We start from the raw sequence: 17788 nt of genomic DNA, 5'->3' as shown, positions 1-17788 counted from the left end.
GAGCTGGCTTGCCAGCGAGCTTTTATGGCCCCAACAGCTCGCTGGCAAGCCAGCTCCCACAGGATGTAGCAGCTGCCAAAGGCTGCGTCAGCGCCGCAAGGCGCCCCACACCTTACCCAACACACTGACTACACCCAACACCAGCGCACCCGCCACCACACCCAGCCCACCATTGAGCAAGGCCATGGTCACGCTGCCACCCACGCTTTCCACCCAGTGATGCAACGGCGCAATGCCATGCACCAGAATCCCCCCGCCCACCAGGAACATCGCCGCCGTGCCCACTACCGACAGCGTCTTCATCATGTACGGCGCCGCGCGCAAAATGGCGCCGCCCACCGCGCGGGTCACACCGCCCTGGCGCTGGGTCATCCACAGCCCCAGGTCGTCCAGCTTGACGATGGCCCCCACCAGCCCGTACACCCCCACCGTCATGACGAAGGCGATGCCGCTCATCACGATCACCTGCTGGCTCAGCGGCGCGTCGGCGACGATGCCCAGGGTGATGGCGATGATTTCCGCCGACAGGATGAAGTCGGTGCGCACCGCGCCCTGGATCTTCTCTTGCTCGTAAGCCACCAGGTCAACGGCCGGGTCGGCCGCTGCCGCGCTCAACGCCGCGTGTTCGGCTTGGTCCTCACCTTTGCCGTGGAGCAAAGGATGGGCGACTTTCTCGAAGCCCTCGAAGCACAGGTACGCGCCGCCCACCATCAACAGCGGGGTCACCGCCCACGGCGCGAAGGCGCTGATGGCCAAAGCCGCCGGCACCAGGATGACCTTGTTGCGCAGCGAGCCCTTGGCCACCGCCCACACCACCGGCAGCTCGCGCTCGGCGCGCACGCCGGTGACCTGTTGGGCGTTCAGTGCCAGGTCATCGCCGAGCACGCCGGTGGTCTTCTTGGCGGCGACCTTGGTCATCACCGACACGTCGTCGAGCACCGCGGCGATATCGTCCAGCAACACCAGCAGACTGCTTCCTGCCATAAGAATCATTCCCATGTTTCATGTTCGTTGGCCGCGAGCATACCTTGTCGCCCGCCTACTGCCCACCGCCCTGCCAGCCGCCGCCCAGGCTCTGGATCAACGCCACGCTGCCCTGCCCCAGCTGGCCCTGGGTGTCGCGCAGGGTCTGCTCGGCCTGCAGCAGCACCAGCTGCTGGGTCAGCACGTTCTGCCGGCTGACGGTGCCGGCCTGCTGCTGGGCCTGCTGGCTGCCGAACAGCTGCTGGTTGCGCTGGAAGATCTGCTGGTAGGCGTCGGCCTGCTGTTGCAGGTGGTTGAGCGCAGACAGGTTGTCTTCCACGTTCTGCAGCGCCGTCAGCACCGCGCCGCGGTAATTGGCGGCGTCCTGGTCGTAGCTGGCCTGGGCCTCGTTGACCGCCGCACGGCGGGCGCCGCCGTCGAAGATCGTCTCGGCCAGCGCCGGGCCCAGCAACCACACCCGGTTGGGCAGCGAGAACAGCCCGCCCAGGGCGCTGCCGCGGTAGCCGCCTTCGGCGCTTAGTGTAAGGTTGGGGTAGAAGGCCGCCTCGGCCACGCCAATGCGCGCGTTGGCGGCGGCCGCCGTGCGCTCGGCCGAAACCACGTCGGGGCGCCGTTGCAGCAGGGTCGACGGCAGCGTCAGTGGCGGTCGCAGCACCCCGAATGAATAGTCGCTCAGCGGCGCCATGCTGAACTGCGCCGGCGCCTGCCCCACCAACACCGCCAGCGCGTGTTCATACTGCTCCCGCGAGCGCTGGGACGTCTGCAACGCGGCCACCACTGTGGTCAGCTGGTCCTGGGCCACCAGCAGCTGGTCGTTGGTGGCGGTGCCCTGGACGAACTCGGCCTGGGTCATGTCCTGCAACTGCTGGTCGATGCGCTGTTGCTGCTGCAGCAGGCGGACGTCGATGTCCAACTGGCGCACGGCAAAATAGTCGGTGGCCACGCTGGCGGCGATGGACAACCGCACCCCGGCCAGCAGCGCGTCGGAGGATTGCGCCAGGGCGTTGCTCGACTCGATGCCGCGGCGCACCTCGCCCCACAGGTCCGGGGTCCAGCTGGCGGTCAGGGTGGCGCTGACCGACTGCACCACGCCGGTGCTGGCGGTGGTCGTGCCCGTGGTGGTGCTACCGGTGGAACCGCTGCCGCCCACGCCCCGTGTCCCGGACAAGCCCACCCCCACCGTCGGCCACAGGCTGGCGCGGCTGGCCGCCACCTGGGCGTCGGCCAGGCGGTAGGCGGCCTCGGCGGCGATGATCGACTGGTTGGCAGCCGCCGCCTGGTCTATCAGCTTATTGAGCACCGGGTCGCGGTAGTCCAGCCACCACTGGCTGTGCAGCGCCCCCTGGGGGTTGGCCGCCGCCCGCTCGAACGCCGCGCCTTCCTTGAAGCCCTGGGGCAGCGGCTGCTGCGGGCGCTGGTAGTCGGGCCCGACCATGCAACCGGCCAGGAGCGCCACCAACGCCGTGACAATGAGCATGCGCATTCAAGTCTCCTTGCCGTGCCGGCGCACGCGCGCCGAGGCCCGGTCGAGCCACAGGTAGATGACGGGCGTGGTGTACAGCGTCAGCACCTGGCTGAACAGCAGCCCGCCGATGATCGAGATGCCCAGCGGCCGCCGCAGCTCGGAGCCGTAGCCATGGCCCAGCACCAGCGGCAAGGCGCCGAGAATGGCCGCCAGGGTGGTCATCATGATCGGCCGGAAGCGGATCAGGCACGCCCGGCGGATGGCCTCGCGGGCGTCCAGCCCCTGGGCGCGACGCTCGCTGAGGGCGAAGTCGATCATCATGATGGCGTTCTTCTTGACGATGCCGATCAGCAGGATCACCCCCACCAGGGCGATGATCGACAGCTCGGTGCCGGTCACCAGCAGCGCGATCAGCGCGCCCACCCCGGCCGACGGCAGCGTGGAGAGGATGGTCAGCGGGTGCACCAGGTTTTCATAGAGTACGCCCAGCACGATGTACACCGACAGCAGCGCGGCGGCAATCAGCAGCGGCTCGCTGGCCACCGAGGCCTGGAATACCTGGGCGGTGCCGGCGAACTGGCCGGTGACGCTGGCGGGCATGCGCAGCTGCGCCACGGCGTTGTCCACCAGCACCGTGGCCTGGCCGATGGAGGTGCCCGGCGCCAGGTTGAACGACACGGTCACCGCCGGGAACGTGCCCTGGTGGCTGATGGAGATGGCGGTGCGGTCGATGCTGTAGTCGGCCATGGCCGCCAGCGGCACCAGCGCCGAACTGGCGATACTCGGCGCCGCGCCGCCGCGGGCGGTGGAGGCCACCGCGCCCACCGGCACGTAGATGCCCTTCAGCGCCATGGGGTCGCGCCAGTACGGCGGCGCGATCTCCATGACCACGTGGTACTGGTTGGCCGCGCGGTAGATGGTCGACACCTGGCGCTGGCCGAACGCGTCGTACAGGGTCTGGTCCACCGCCGACAGGCTCACGCCCAGGCGCGCGGCGCTGTCGCGGTTGACGTGCAGGTTGGCCAGCAGGCTGTTGTCCTGCTGGTCGGTGTTGAGGTCGGTGAGCTGCGCCAGCGGCCGCAGCACGTCCAGCACCTTGGGCACCCACAGGTCCAGGTCGGCCTGGTCATCGGCGGTCAGCGTGTACTGGTACTGCGCGCCGCTCTGGCGGCCGCCCACGGTGATGTCCTGGGCCGATTGCAGGTACAGGCGTGTGCCGGGCATGTCGCCCAGGGCGTGGCGGATCTGCCCGATCACCGCGTCGGCGCCCACGCTGCGCTGGCCCAGCGGCTTGAGGGTGATGAACAGCTGCGCGCTGTTGATGGCGCCGCTGCCGCCGCCACTGCCGCCCACGAAGCCACCGACGTTTTCCACGTTGGGGTTGCTCATCACCGTGCGGTTGATGCGCTCGAAGCTCTGCTGCATGGCCGCGTAGGACACGCTCTGCGCCGCCAGTATCGAGCCCTGCAGGCGCCCGGTGTCTTCCTGGGGGAAGAAGCCCTTGGGGATCAGCACGTAGAGCACCGCCGCCAGCGCCACCACCATCAGCGTCACCAGCCCGGCCAGCAGCGAATGGTCGATGACCCAGCCCAGGGTGCGGTCGTAGAAGCGATGGAAACGCGAGTCCGGGTGCTCGCCCGCCTGCTCGCCACCCGCGTGCTGCGGGCGCAGCAGCACGCTGCACAGGCTGGGGGTGACGGTGAGCGAGACCAGCATGGAAATCACGATGGCCACCGACAGGGTCACGGAGAACTCGCGGAACAGCCGCCCGACAATGCCGCCCATCAGCAGCAGCGGGATGAACACCGCCACCAGCGACACGCTGATGGTCAGCACCGTGAAGCCCACCTCGCGCGCGCCCTCCAGCGCCGCCTGCACGCGGTCGGCGCCCTGCTCCAGGTGGCGCATGATGTTCTCCACCACGACGATGGCGTCGTCGACCACGAAGCCGGTGGAAATGGTCAGCGCCATCAGCGACAGGTTGTTGAGGCTGTAGCCCAGGAAATACATGGCGCCGAAGGTGCCCAGCAGCGACAGCGGCACGGCGATGGCCGGCACCAGGGTGCTGCGCCAGTCGCGGAAGAAACAGAAGGTCACCAGGGTCACCAGCAGCACCGAAATCAGCAGGCTGACCTCCACGTCGTGCAGCGACGAGCGGATGGTGGTGGTGCGGTCCATGAACAGGTTGAGCTTGATGCCGTTGGTCAGCGAGGCCTGCAGCAACGGCAGCGCGGCCTTCACCGCGTCCACCGTATTGAGCACGTTGGCGCCCGGCTGCTTGAACACCACCAGCAGCACCGCCGGCTTGCCGTTGGACAGGCCGAAGTTGCGCAGGTCCTCGACGTCCTCGCGCACGTAGCCCAGGTCGGCGATGTGCACCACGTCGCCGTTGCTCTGCTTGACGATCAGCGGCGCATAGTCGCCGGCCTGGTAGAGCATGTCGTTGGCGGCCAGGGTGTAGTTGCCGCCGCTGCTGCTGATGGTGCCCTTGGGCAGGTTGGTGTTGGCGTCGGCGATCACCCCGCGCACCTGCTCAAGGCTCACCCCATAGTGATTGAGGCGGTCGGGGTTGAGCTCGATGCGCACCGCCGGCAGCGCGCCGCCGCCAACGATCACGTCGCCCACCCCCGAGGTCTGCAGCAGGCGCTGTTGCAGCACCGTGGAGGCGACGTCGTACATCTGCCCCGGGGTGGCGGTGGCCGAGGTCATGCTGATGATCAGGATCGGCGAATCGGCCGGGTTGACCTTGCGGTAGGTGGGGTTGCCCGACAGGTCGCTGGGCAGGTTGGTGCGTGCGGCGTTGATGGCCGCCTGCACGTCGCGGGCGGCGCCGTCGATGTCGCGGTTGAGGTCGAACTGCAGGTTGATGCGGGTGGCGCCCAGGGTGCTCGACGAGGTCATCTGGGTGATGCCCGATATCTGCCCGAACTGGCGCTCCAGCGGCGTCGCCACCGAGGTGGCGACGGTGCTGGGGTCGGCGCCGGGCAGGCTGGCGCGCACGCTGATGGTGGGAAAATCCACCTCGGGCAGCGGCGCCACCGGCAGCAGGTTGAACGCCAGGATGCCGAACAGCGCCAGCCCCAGCGCCAGCAGCGTGGTGGCGATGGGGCGCTGGATGAACGGCGCCGAGAGGTTCATGGCGCGGGCGCTTCAGCGCTCGGCTGGCCAGCGCCCAGGCGCTGCTCCAGGCCGTTCATGGCAAGGAAGATCACCGGCGTCGAGAACAGCGTCAGCAGTTGGCTCAGCAGCAGCCCGCCAATGATGGCGATGCCCAGCGGGTGGCGCAGCTCCGAGCCGATGCCAGTGCCCAGGGCCAGCGGCACGGCGCCGAACAGCGAGGCCATGCTGGTCATCAGGATGGGCCGGAAGCGCAGTTGCGCCGCCTGGCGGATCGCCGCGGTGGGGTCCAGGCCCTCGTTGCGCTGCAGCTCCAGGGCGAAGTCGACCATCATGATGCCGTTCTTCATGACGATGCCAATCAGCAGCACGATGCCGATCAGGCCGATGATGTCGAACTGCGTGCCGGTCAGCCACAGCGCCAGCAAGGCGCCGAGCGCCGCCGACAGCAGCGTGGAGAGGATGGTCACCGGGTGCACGAAGCTCTCGTAGAGAATGCCCAGCATCAGGTACACCACCACGATGGCCGCCAGCACCAGGAACAGCTGGTTGCCCAGGGACGACTGGAAGGTGGCCGCGGCGCCTTCGAGCTGGGCCTGCACGGTGATCGGCAGGCCCAGGTCATGCTCGATCTGCCCCAGCCGCGTGACCGCCGCGCCCAGGGTCTGCCCCGGCGCCAGGTTGAACGAGACGTCGGCGTAGGGGAACTGGCCCTGGCGGTTGAGGGTGATGGGCGCGCGTATCACCTGCTGGCTGGCCATGCTCGACAGCGGCGCCACGCCGCCGCTGGCGGTGTCCACGTACAGCCCGGTGAGCAGGTCGGCGAGGTTACCGGGCTGGCGGTCGCTGGCCAGCACCACGTGGTACTGGTTGAGCTGGGTGTAGATGGTCGACACCTGGCGCTGGCCGAAGGCGTCGTACAGCACGTCGTCGATGGCCTGGGGCGTCACGCCCAGGCGCGAGGCGGTGGCGCGGTCGAAGGTCAGCTGGATCTGGTTGCCGAACTGCAGGGCCTGGCTCTGCACGTCGGCGAACATCGGGTCCTTGCGCATGGCCGCCATCAGCTTGTTGGTCCATTGCTCCAGCGCCTGGGTGTCGATGGCCTGCAGCCCGAGGCGGTAGCTGGTGGTGGAGACGGTGGAGTCCAGGGTCAGGTCCTGCACCCCGTGCAGGTACAGGCGGATGCCCGACTCGTCGCTGTTGGCGTCGGCCAGGCGGCGGATCACCACCGCGCTGCTGTCACGCTCGCCGCGCGGCTTGAGGTTGATCAGCAGGTTGCCCTGGTTCAGCGTCGGGTTGGTCTGGTCGATGCCCACGAACGACGACAGGCTGGCCACCGCCGGGTCCTTGAGGATGCGCGCGGCCAGGCGCTGCTGCTCGTCCTGCATGCGCGCGAAGGACACGCTGGGCGCGGCCTGGGAAATGCCCTGGATCAGGCCGGTGTCCTGGTCGGGGAAGAAGCCCTTGGGAATCACCAGGATCAGCCACACCGTCAGCAGCGCGGTGATGACGATGGACACCAGCGTCAGCGCCTGGTGCAGCAGCACCCAGTCCAGGCCTTTCACGTAGTAGTGGTTGATGCGGTCGAAGAAGTCCTCGCGGCGCTCGCCCTGGCGCGCCTTGAGCAGGCGCGCGCACAGCATGGGCGTGAGGGTCAGGGTGATCAGCGCGGAAATCACGATGGTCACCGCCACCGTGGTGGCGAACTCGCGGAACAGCCGCCCCACCACGTCGCCCATGAACAGCAGCGGGATCATCACCGCGATCAGCGCCACCGACAGCGAGATGATGGTGAAGCCGATCTGCGCCGAGCCCTTGAGCGCGGCCTGCAGGGGCGTCTCGCCGTCCTCGATGTAGCGGGTGATGTTCTCGATCATGACGATGGCGTCGTCGACCACGAAGCCGATGGCGATGGTCAGCGCCATCAACGTCAGGTTGTTCAGGGAAAAGCCCAGGGCGTAGGCCACGGCCAGGGTGCCGATCAGGGTCAGCGGCACGGTGAGCGCCGGGATCAGCGTGGCGGCCAGGTCGCGCAGGAAGACAAAGATAACGATCACCACCAGCAGGATCGCCACCCCCAACTCCAGCTGCACGTCGGTGACCGAGGCGCGGATGGTCTGGGTGCGGTCGGTGAGCACGGCCACCTTGAGGGTGCCCGGCAGGCTCGCGCGCAAGGCCGGCAGCAGGCGCTGCACGCGGTCCACCACCTGGATGACGTTGGCGCCGGGCTGGCGCTGGATGTTCAGCACGATCGACGGCGTGGCGTTGGTCCAGGCGGCCTGGCGCGGGTTCTCCGGGCCCTGGATGGACGCGGCGATCTGCGCCAGGCGAATCGGCGCGCCGTTCTTGTAGCCGATGATCAGGTCGCGGTACTGCTCGGCCGACTGCAACTGGTCGTTGGCGCCGATGGAATAGGCCTGGAATTTGCCGTCGATGTTGCCCTTGGCCTGGTTGACGTTGGCGGTGCCCAGGGCCGTGCGCACATCATCCAGCGACAGCCCCAGCGCGTTCAGCGCCGAGGTATTGGCCTGCACCCGCACGGCGGGGCGCTGGCCACCGCTGAGGGTCACCAGGCCGACACCGGTGATCTGCGAGATTTTCTGCGCCAGGCGGGTGTCGGCCAGGTCCTGGATTTTGGTCAGCGGCAGCACGTCGGAGGTCAGCGACAGGGTCAGCACCGGCGCGTCGGCCGGGTTGACCTTGCTGTACACCGGCGGGTACGGCAGGTTGGCCGGCAGGAAGGTGCCGGCGGCGTTGATGGCCGCCTGCACCTCCTGCTCGGCCACGTCCAGGGACAGCGCCAGGTCGAACTGCAGGGTGATCACCGAGGCGCCGTCGGAGCTGGTGGAGTTCATCGACTTGAGCCCGGGCATCTCGCCGAACTGGCGCTCCAGCGGCGCGGTGATCGACGAGCTGATCACCTCGGGGCTGGCGCCGGGGTACTGGGTGAACGCCTGGATGGTGGGGTAGTCGACCTCGGGCAGCGCCGACACCGACAGCAGGTGGTAGCCCAGCAGGCCCACCAGCAGCACCGCGACCATGATCAGTGCGGTGGCCACCGGCCGCTCGATGAACGGCCGCGAGACATTCATGGCGTGGCGACCTTGACCGACGAACCGTTGTCCAGCTTGTCGGCGCCCTCGGTCACCACCTGCTCGCCAGGCTTCACGCCCTGGTCGAGGATGGCGGTGACATCACCGGTGGCCGGGCCCAGCTTGACCACCCGCAGCGCCGCCTTGTCGCCGTTGACCACGAACACGAAATCGCCCTGGCTGCCGTGCTGGATGGCCTGGGTCGGCACCACGGCGATCTGCGCCAGGCGGTCGGCCTGTAGCCGGGCGTTGACGAACTGGTTGGGAAACAGGTGGCTGGCCGGGTCGCTGAACTGCGCCTTGACCTTCACCGTGCCGGTGCTGGTGTCCACCTGGTTGTCCAGCGCCAGCAGGTTGCCGGTGGCCAGCAGGTCGTGCTTGTTGCGGTCGTAGGCCAGCACCGTCACCGGGCCCTTGGCCATGGCCTGGTCGATGGGGCCCAGGTCGTCCTCAGGCACGGCGAACACCACGGTGGCGGGCTGCAGTTGGGTGATCACGGCGATGCCGGTGCTGGTCTGCGGGTTCACGTAGTTGCCGGGGTCCACCAGGCGCAAGCCGACCACGCCGTCCACCGGTGAATAAAGGGTGCAATAGCTGACCTGCACTTCAAGGTTCTGCACGCTGCCCTGGTCGGCGGCCACGGTGCCCTGCTGTTGCTGCACCAGCGAGCGCTGGGTGTCGAGGGTCTGCTGGCTGACCGAGCCCACCTTGATCAGCTGGCCGAAACGCACCAGGTCGCGCTGGTCGTTGGCCAGTAGCGCCTGGTCGTGCAGCAGCACACCGCGGGCCTGGGCCAGCTGCGCCTTCAGCGCACGGTCGTCGATGCGCGCCACCACCTGGCCTTTTTTCACGTGCTGGCCTTCCTGGAACGGCACCTCGGTGAGCACGCCGGCCACCTGGGTGACCACGGTGACGGTGCGGGTGGGGGTCACCGTGCCCAGGGCGTCGATGTACACCGGCACGTCCTGCTGTTTCACCGGCACCACGGCCACCGGCTCGGCGGCGGGCGGAGGCTTGGGCTTGGCCCGGCCGGCCAGCAGGTGGTAGACCAGCCAGCAGGCCAGCAGCACCAGCACGATGCCGGCAAAAATGACCAGACCACGACGACGCTTGGGCACGGGCGAACACCTCGGGTGTCACGGGCCAGTGATAATGGCCACTAGCCTGTCTTCCTGAAAAATTCTAGCAGCGGCCCCCACCGCCACTGGCCCAACCCGCCCTCCATTCAGGTAGCCGACAGGCCGCCCGTCGCCCGCCCCAAGTTGAGCCCCGCGCGAGCACGGTGCTACCATGCCGCACCGCCCAGCAGGCAAGGAATCATCGGCTTTATGACCACCATTCGCGAGCGCAACAAAGAACTGATCCTGCGCGCGGCCAGCGAAGAATTTGCCGACAAGGGCTTCGCCGCCACCAAGACCAGCGACATCGCGGCCAAGGCCGGGCTGCCCAAGCCCAACGTCTATTACTACTTCAAGTCCAAGGAAAACCTGTACCGCGAGGTGCTGGAAAGCATTATCGAGCCGATCCTGGCGGCTTCGACGCCGTTCAACCCCGAAGGCGACCCGTTCGAGGTGCTCAGCGGCTACATCCGTTCCAAGATTCGCATCTCCCGCGACCTGCCGGCGGCGTCCAAGGTGTTCGCCAGCGAGATCATGCACGGCGCCCCGCACCTGAGCCCCGACCAGGTGGAACAGCTGAACGTGCAGGCCAAGCACAACATCGACTGCATCCAGACCTGGATCGACCGCGGGCAGATCGCCCACGTCGATGCGCACCACCTGATGTTCAGCATCTGGGCGGCGACCCAGACCTACGCCGATTTCGACTGGCAGATCGCCGTGGTCACCGGCAAGGCGCGGTTGGACGAGAGCGATTACGAGGCGGCGGCGCAAACGATCATTCGCATGGTGCTGAAGGGCTGCACGCCCGACGCATAAAGGCCCTGTGGGAGCTGGCTTGCCAGCGAGCTTTTGGCGCCCCGGAAAACTCGCTGGCAAGCCAGCTCCCACAAATTTATGCGCTCACACCCGCATCAGCGCTCCAGCCCAACGCCTCGATCGCGCTGATCGCACAGCGCTCGTCCACATCGGACACATCCCCGCTGATTCCCACCGCGCCTATCACCACGCCCTGCTGATCACGAATCAGCACCCCACCCGGCGCCGGCACCACGCCGCCCTGCCCCAGCCCGTTCAACGCCGCGAAAAACGCCGGGCGTGCCTGCGCGTCCGTCGCCAGCAGGCGCGAGCCCTTGCCCAGGGCGATGGCGCCCCACGCCTTGCCAATAGCCACGTGGGGCCGCAGCAGGCTGGCGCCGTCCTGGCGTTGCAGGCTCACCAGGTGCCCGCCGCTGTCCAGCACCGCCACGGTAAGCGGCGCGGCCTTGATGTCGCGCCCCGTGGCCAGGGCGTGTTCGGCGAGACGATTGGCAGCAGCCAAGGTAATGGCAGTCATCGGTAGATCCTCTTGAATGAAAAATCGACACGACAAATAGAGCACAAATACAAAATTTATTGTATACAATATCGCAAATATTCCCGACCAATGGCCTGCAAACGCCATCCCTCGGCAAAAGCGAAAAGGGTTTGACCTGAAGCCGGTGCCGTGAATAAACTCGGCCAACAAGCCACTTGTATACAATTACAAAACACAAAGAGGCACAAAACCATGAGCAAAATGAGAGCAATCGATGCAGCCGTTCTGGTGATGCGCCGCGAAGGTGTGGAAACCGCCTTCGGCATTCCCGGTGCCGCCATCAACCCGCTGTACTCGGCCCTCAAGAAGGTCGGCGGCATCGACCACGTGCTGGCCCGCCACGTCGAAGGCGCCTCGCACATGGCCGAGGGCTACACCCGCACCAAGGCCGGCAACATCGGCGTGTGCATCGGCACCTCGGGCCCGGCGGGCACCGACATGGTCACCGGCCTGTACAGCGCCTCGGCCGACTCCATTCCCATCCTGTGCATCACCGGCCAGGCGCCCCGCGCCCGCCTGCACAAGGAAGACTTCCAGGCCGTGGACATCACCAGCATCGTCAAGCCGGTGACCAAGTGGGCCACCACCGTGCTGGAACCGGGCCAGGTGCCCTACGCCTTCCAGAAAGCCTTCTATGAAATGCGCTCCGGCCGCCCTGGCCCGGTGCTGATCGACCTGCCGTTCGACGTGCAGATGGCCGAGATCGAGTTCGACATCGACGCCTACGAGCCGCTGCCCGTGACCCGCCCCACCGCCAGCCGCACCCAGGTAGAGAAGGCCCTGGCCATGCTCGACCAGGCCGAACGCCCGCTGCTGGTAAGCGGTGGCGGCGTGATCAACGCCGACGCCAGCGCCAAGCTGGTGGAGTTCGCCGAGCTGACCGGCATCCCGGTCATCCCCACCCTGATGGGCTGGGGCACCATCCCTGACGACCACCCGCAGATGGTCGGCATGGTCGGCCTGCAGACCTCGCACCGCTACGGCAACGCCACCCTGCTCAAGTCCGACGTGGTGCTGGGCATCGGCAACCGCTGGGCCAACCGCCACACCGGCTCGGTGGACGTGTACACCGAAGGCCGCCGCTTCATTCACGTGGACATCGAACCCACTCAGATCGGCCGCGTGTTCACCCCTGACCTGGGCATCGTCTCTGACGCAGGCGCAGCCCTGGACCGCTTCCTGGAAGTGGCCCGCGAATGGAAAGCCGCTGGCAAGTTGAAGGACCGCAGCGCCTGGCTCGCCGACTGCCAGCAGCGCAAGGCCAGCCTGCAGCGCAAGACCCACTTCGACAACGTGCCGGTCAAGCCCCAGCGCGTGTACGAGGAAATGAACCAGGTGTTCGGCAAGGACACCTGCTACGTCAGCACCATCGGCCTGTCGCAGATCGCCGGCGCGCAGTTCCTCCACGTGTACAAGCCACGCCACTGGATCAACTGCGGCCAGGCAGGCCCGCTGGGCTGGACCATTCCCGCAGCCCTGGGCGTGGTCAAGGCCGACCCGAGCCGCAAGGTGGTGGCGCTGTCGGGTGACTACGACTTCCAGTTCATGATCGAAGAGCTGGCCGTGGGCGCGCAGTTCCACCTGCCGTACATCCACGTGGTGGTGAACAACTCCTACCTGGGGCTGATCCGCCAGGCCCAGCGCGGCTTCGACATGGACTACTGCGTGCAGCTGGCGTTCGAGAACATCAACGCCCCGGAAATCAACGGCTACGGCGTCGACCACGTGGCCGTCGCCGAAGGCCTGGGCTGCAAGGCCCTGCGCGTGTTCGAACCGGCACAGATCCAGCCGGCGCTGCGCAAGGCCCAGGCGCTGATCGAGGAGTTCAAGGTGCCGGTGGTGGTGGAAATCATCCTGGAACGGGTGACCAACATTTCCATGGGCACCGAGATCAACGCCGTCAACGAATTCGAAGACCTGGCGCTGGTCGGCAACGACGCCCCTACCGCCATCTCGCTGCTCGACTGATTTTTCAAGGAGGCTTTCATGCCGCGTTTTGCCGCCAACCTGTCGATGCTGTTCACCGAACAGGACTTCCTCGCCCGCTTCAAGGCCGCTGCCGATGCCGGTTTCAGTGGCGTGGAATACCTGTTCCCGTACGACTTCAACTCCGCCGAGATCAAGGCGCAACTGCAGGCCCACGGCCTGACCCAGGTGCTGTTCAACCTGCCGGCCGGTGACTGGGCCAAGGGCGAGCGTGGCATTGCCTGCCACCCTGACCGCGTCGAGGAATTCCGTGCCGGCGTGGACCTGGCCATCGCCTACGCCCAGGTGCTGGGCAACACCCAGATCAACTGCCTGGCCGGCATCCGCCCCCAGGGCGTGGACTGCGCCACGGTGAAGGCCACCTTCGTCGCCAACCTGCAGTACGCCGCCGACAAGCTGCAGGCCGCGGGCATTCGCCTGGTGATGGAGATGATCAACACCCTCGACATTCCTGGCTTCTACCTGACCACCACCGACCAGGCGCTGGCGATCCAGGCCGAGGTGGGCAGCGCCAACCTGTTCCTGCAGTACGACATCTACCACATGCAAATCATGGAAGGTGACCTGGCGCGCACGCTGCAAGCGCACCTGCCGCGCATCAACCACGTGCAACTGGCCGACAACCCCGGCCGCCACGAACCGGGCACCGGCGAGATCAACTACCGCTTCCTGTTCGAGCACCTGGACAAGATCGGCTACCAGGGCTGGGTGGGCTGCGAGTACAAGCCGCTGACCACCACCGAGGCTGGCCTGCATTGGCTCAAAACGCATAACGCCGTCTGACGCCTGTGGGAGCTGGCTTGCCAGCGAGCTTTTCAGAGGCCCCAGAAGCTCGCTGGCAAGCCAGCTCCCACAGTGCCGCATTCACAAAAATAATTAAGAGGCTTCATACCATGGCAAAAATCGGATTCATCGGCACCGGCATCATGGGCCTGCCCATGGCGCAGAACCTGCAGCAAGCAGGTCACCAACTGTTCCTCTCCACCCACCACGACGCCGCGCCCACCGACCTTGTCGCCGCCGGCGCCGTGGCCCTGGCCAACCCGCGCGACGTGGCCCAGGAAGCGGAATTCATCATCGTCATGGTGCCCGACACCCCGCAGGTCGAGGACGTGCTGTTCCGCGAGCAGGGCATCGCCGAGGGCCTGAGCCGCAACAAGATCGTCATCGACATGAGCTCCATCTCGCCCACCGCCACCAAGGCCTTCGCCGCCAAGGTCAACGCCCGTGGCGCGCAGTACCTGGACGCACCTGTGTCCGGTGGTGAAGTAGGCGCCAAGGCCGCCACCCTGAGCATCATGGTCGGCGGCGACCAGGACGCCTTCGACCGCGCCCTGCCGCTGTTCCAGAGCATGGGCAAGAACATCACCCGCGTCGGCGGCAACGGCGACGGCCAGACCGCCAAGGTGGCCAACCAGATCATCGTCGCCCTGAACATCCAGGCCGTGGCCGAAGCGCTGCTGTTCGCGGCGAAGAACGGCGCCGACCCGGCCAAGGTGCGTGAAGCACTGATGGGCGGCTTCGCCTCGTCGAAGATCCTCGAAGTGCACGGCGAGCGCATGATCAAGGGCACCTTCGACCCCGGCTTCCGCATCAGCCTGCACCAGAAAGACCTCAACCTGGCCCTGCAAGGCGCCCGCGAGCTGGGCGTGAACCTGCCCAACACCGCCAACGCGCAACAGGTGTTCAGCACCTGCGCCTCCCTGGGCGGCAGCAACTGGGACCACTCGGCGCTGATCAAGGGCCTGGAACACATGGCCAACTTCAGCATCCGCGACAACTGATACATCGCAGGACCTGTGGGAGCTGGCTTGCCAGCGAGCTTTTCGGGGGCGCAAAAAGCTCGCTGGCAAGCCAGCTCCCACACCTCACTCCAAAAACAAGAATTCTTCCGGGAGCCTGCCATGTCAGTCGATCCGCAATCCTTCCTGCGCGAGCTGTTCGCCACGGCCATCGCCGCAGCCCACCCAAGCCAGGTGCTGGAACCCTTCCTGCCCGCCGACCGCAGCGGCCGGGTGATCGTCATCGGCGCCGGCAAGGCCGCAGCCGCCATGGCCGAAGTGGTCGAGCGCTGCTGGCAGGGCGAGGTCAGCGGGCTGGTAGTCACCCGCTACGGCCACGGCGCCAGCTGCCGGAAAATCGAGGTGGTGGAAGCCGCCCACCCGGTGCCCGACGCCGCCGGCCTGGCCGTGGCCGAGCGCGTGCTGCAACTGGTCAGCAACCTCACTGAAAGCGACCGGGTGATCTTCCTGCTTTCGGGCGGCGGCTCGGCGCTGCTCGCCCTGCCCGCCGCCGGCATCACCCTGGCCGACAAGCAGGCCATCAACAAGGCGCTGCTCAAATCCGGCGCCACCATTGGCGAGATGAACTGCGTGCGCAAACACCTCTCCGCCATCAAGGGCGGCCGCCTGGCCAAGGCCTGCTGGCCGGCCACCGTGCACACCTACGCGATTTCCGACGTACCCGGCGACCTGGCCACGGTCATCGCCTCCGGCCCCACCGTGGCCGACCCCAGCACCTCGGCCCAGGCGCTGGCGATCCTGGCGCGCTACCACATCGAGGTGCCACCGGCCGTGCGCGACTGGCTGCACAACCCTGAATCGGAGACCGTCAAGGCCGACGACCCGTGCCTGGCGCGCAGCCACTTCCAACTGATCGCCACGCCGCAGCAGTCGTTGCAGGCCGCCGCCGTCAAGGCGCGCGCCGCCGGCTTCAGCCCGCTGATCCTCGGCGACCTGGAAGGCGAGTCGCGGGAAGTGGCCAAGGTGCACGCCGGCATCGCCCGGCAGATCGCCATTCACGGCCAGCCGCTGGCGGCGCCGTGCGTGATTCTCTCCGGGGGCGAGACCACGGTCACCGTGCGCGGCAACGGCCGCGGCGGGCGCAACGCCGAATTCCTCCTCAGCCTCACCGAGAGCCTCAAGGGCCAGCCCGGCATCTACGCCCTGGCCGGCGACACCGACGGCATCGACGGCTCCGAGGACAACGCCGGCGCGGTCATGACCCCGTGCAGCTACCGCCGCGCCGCGCAACTGGGCCTGAGCGCCAGCGCCGAGCTGGACAACAACAACGGCTATGGCTACTTCCAGGCGCTGGGCGACCTGGTGGTTACCGAACCCACGCGCACCAACGTCAACGACTTCCGCGCCATCCTGATTCTGGAGGCCACCGCGCCATGACCGCCTACAAGAACACCAAGATCCTCGCCACCTTGGGCCCTGCCACCCGCAGCCAGGAAGACATCCGCCAACTGGCGCTGGCCGGGGTCAACCTGTTCCGCCTCAACTTCAGCCACGGCGAGCACGGCGACCACGCCCAGCGCCTGGAATGGATTCGCGACGTGGAAGCGCAGTTGAACACGCCCCTGGGCGTGCTCATGGACCTGCAAGGGCCGAAGCTGCGCGTCGGCCGTTTCGCCGACGGCAAGGTGCTGCTGCACCGCGGCCAGGCGTTCCGTCTGGACCTCGACACCAGCCCCGGCGACGCGCGCCGGGTGAACCTGCCGCACCCCGAGATCATCGCCGCCCTGGAGCCGGGCATGGACCTGCTGCTGGACGACGGCAAGCTGCGCCTGCAGGTGACCGCCAGGCATGCCGACGCCATCGACACCCAGGTGATTGCCGGCGGCGAGCTGTCGGACCGCAAGGGCGTCAACGTGCCCCAGGCGGTGCTGGAGCTCAGCCCGCTGACCGCCAAGGACCGCCGCGACCTGAGCTTCGGCCTGGAGCTGGGAGTGGACTGGGTGGCGCTGTCATTCGTGCAGCGCCCCGAGGACATCCTCGAGGCCCGCGAGCTGATCGGCGGCCGCGCGCGGCTGATGGCCAAGGTCGAGAAACCCTCGGCGCTGGTGCACCTTGAAGAGATCGCGCGGCTCAGCGACGCGATCATGGTGGCCCGTGGCGATTTGGGCGTGGAGGTGCCGGCCGAGACCGTGCCGCAGATCCAGAAGCGCATCATCGCCGTGTGCCGCGCGCTGGGACGGCCGGTGGTGGTGGCCACGCAGATGCTCGAATCGATGCGCTTCGCCCCCGCACCCACCCGCGCCGAAGTCACCGACGTGGCCAACGCCGTGGCCGAGGGCGCTGACGCGGTGATGCTGTCGGCCGAGACCGCTTCGGGCGACTACCCGCTGGAAGCGGTGCAGATGATGAGCAAGATCATCCGCCAGGTGGAAAGCGGCCCCGACTACCAGGCGCAACTGGACGTCAGCCGGCCCCAGGCCGAGGCCACCGTGTCGGACGCCATCAGCTGCGCCATCCGCCGTATCAGCGGGATTCTGCCGGTAGCGGTGCTGGTCAACTACAGCGAATCCGGCGCCTCGACCCTGCGCGCCGCCCGCGAACGGCCGCGGGTGCCGATCCTCAACCTCACGCCCAACCTGGCCACGGCCCGGCAGTTGAGCGTGGCCTGGGGCGTGCGTTCGGTGGTCAATGACCGCTTGCGGCAGGTGGAGGAAGTCTGCTCCACGGCGCTGGAAATCGCCCAGGCGCAAGGGCTGGCCAGCCGTGGCGACACCCTGGTGATCACCGCCGGCGTGCCGTTCGGCAAGCCGGGCAGCACCAATTCGCTGCGTATCGAAACGCTGGTCTAGAAACCGAGGCTGTGGGAGCTGGCTTGCCAGCGAGTTTTTGGTGGTACCGAAAAGCTCGCTGGCAAGCCAGCTCCCACA

12 protein-coding genes are annotated in these 17788 nt (G+C 67.4%); 6 read left to right on the top strand and 6 right to left on the bottom strand.

What is annotated here, in order from left to right; translation table 11 throughout:
- Positions 1-87: 87 nt before the first annotated feature.
- From ACWKWX_RS31340 to ACWKWX_RS31320, 5 genes are read right to left on the bottom strand one after another with little or no spacing between them, the layout of a single operon-like run.
- Entirely contained in the window at positions 88-984 is an 897-nt protein-coding gene (locus tag ACWKWX_RS31340) for a DUF808 domain-containing protein (protein ID WP_483829804.1), read from the bottom strand.
- Positions 985-1039: 55 nt separating this feature from the next.
- Positions 1040-2467 carry an efflux transporter outer membrane subunit gene (locus ACWKWX_RS31335; RefSeq protein ID WP_483829803.1) on the bottom strand — a complete coding sequence of 476 codons (1428 nt, stop codon included), beginning with the start codon at positions 2465-2467 and terminating at the stop codon, positions 1040-1042.
- The gene (locus tag ACWKWX_RS31330) at positions 2468-5587 is read right to left on the bottom strand and encodes an efflux RND transporter permease subunit (RefSeq protein ID WP_483829802.1); all 3120 of its coding nucleotides are present in this window, start codon (positions 5585-5587) and stop codon (positions 2468-2470) included.
- The gene (locus ACWKWX_RS31325; protein ID WP_483829801.1) at positions 5584-8658 is read right to left on the bottom strand and encodes an efflux RND transporter permease subunit; all 3075 of its coding nucleotides are present in this window, start codon (positions 8656-8658) and stop codon (positions 5584-5586) included. The genes ACWKWX_RS31330 and ACWKWX_RS31325 overlap by 4 nt, the downstream gene beginning before the upstream one ends.
- Positions 8655-9776: an efflux RND transporter periplasmic adaptor subunit gene (locus ACWKWX_RS31320; RefSeq protein ID WP_483829800.1), complete on the bottom strand. Its 1122-nt coding sequence runs from the start codon at positions 9774-9776 to the stop codon at positions 8655-8657. The genes ACWKWX_RS31325 and ACWKWX_RS31320 overlap by 4 nt, the downstream gene beginning before the upstream one ends.
- Positions 9777-9986: 210 nt before the next feature.
- Between ACWKWX_RS31320 and ACWKWX_RS31315 the strand changes: the two genes are divergently transcribed.
- A complete protein-coding gene (locus tag ACWKWX_RS31315) occupies positions 9987-10595 on the top strand; it encodes a TetR/AcrR family transcriptional regulator (RefSeq protein WP_483829799.1) in 609 nt (202 codons plus the stop codon).
- A 76-nt stretch (positions 10596-10671) separates the two neighbouring features.
- On the opposite strand, the gene ACWKWX_RS31310 is transcribed toward ACWKWX_RS31315, so the two are convergent.
- Positions 10672-11112: a GlcG/HbpS family heme-binding protein gene (locus ACWKWX_RS31310; protein ID WP_416425953.1), complete on the bottom strand. Its 441-nt coding sequence runs from the start codon at positions 11110-11112 to the stop codon at positions 10672-10674.
- Positions 11113-11325: 213 nt separating this feature from the next.
- Here ACWKWX_RS31310 and gcl point away from each other — a divergent pair, with 213 nt between their 5' ends.
- The 5 genes from gcl to pyk all read left to right on the top strand — a co-directional run bounded on the left by gcl (position 11326) and on the right by pyk (position 17710).
- Positions 11326-13101 carry a glyoxylate carboligase gene (gcl, locus tag ACWKWX_RS31305; protein ID WP_416425954.1) on the top strand — a complete coding sequence of 592 codons (1776 nt, stop codon included), beginning with the start codon at positions 11326-11328 and terminating at the stop codon, positions 13099-13101.
- A gap of 18 nt (positions 13102-13119) precedes the next feature.
- Positions 13120-13902: a hydroxypyruvate isomerase gene (gene hyi, locus ACWKWX_RS31300; RefSeq protein ID WP_416425956.1), complete on the top strand. Its 783-nt coding sequence runs from the start codon at positions 13120-13122 to the stop codon at positions 13900-13902.
- 110 nt (positions 13903-14012) lie between these two features.
- Positions 14013-14903: a 2-hydroxy-3-oxopropionate reductase gene (locus tag ACWKWX_RS31295; protein WP_483829798.1), complete on the top strand. Its 891-nt coding sequence runs from the start codon at positions 14013-14015 to the stop codon at positions 14901-14903.
- Positions 14904-15023: 120 nt separating this feature from the next.
- On the top strand, positions 15024-16298 hold the full coding sequence (locus ACWKWX_RS31290; RefSeq protein WP_483829797.1) for a glycerate kinase type-2 family protein: 1275 nt from the start codon (positions 15024-15026) through the stop codon (positions 16296-16298).
- Entirely contained in the window at positions 16295-17710 is a 1416-nt protein-coding gene (gene pyk, locus ACWKWX_RS31285) for a pyruvate kinase (RefSeq protein WP_416425962.1), read from the top strand. Before ACWKWX_RS31290 ends, pyk begins: the two co-directional genes overlap by 4 nt.
- The last annotated feature ends 78 nt before the right edge of the window (positions 17711-17788 follow it).

Source organism: Pseudomonas imperatae, from assembly GCF_057128625.1.
This window is presented reverse-complemented; position numbering and strand designations above follow the sequence as displayed.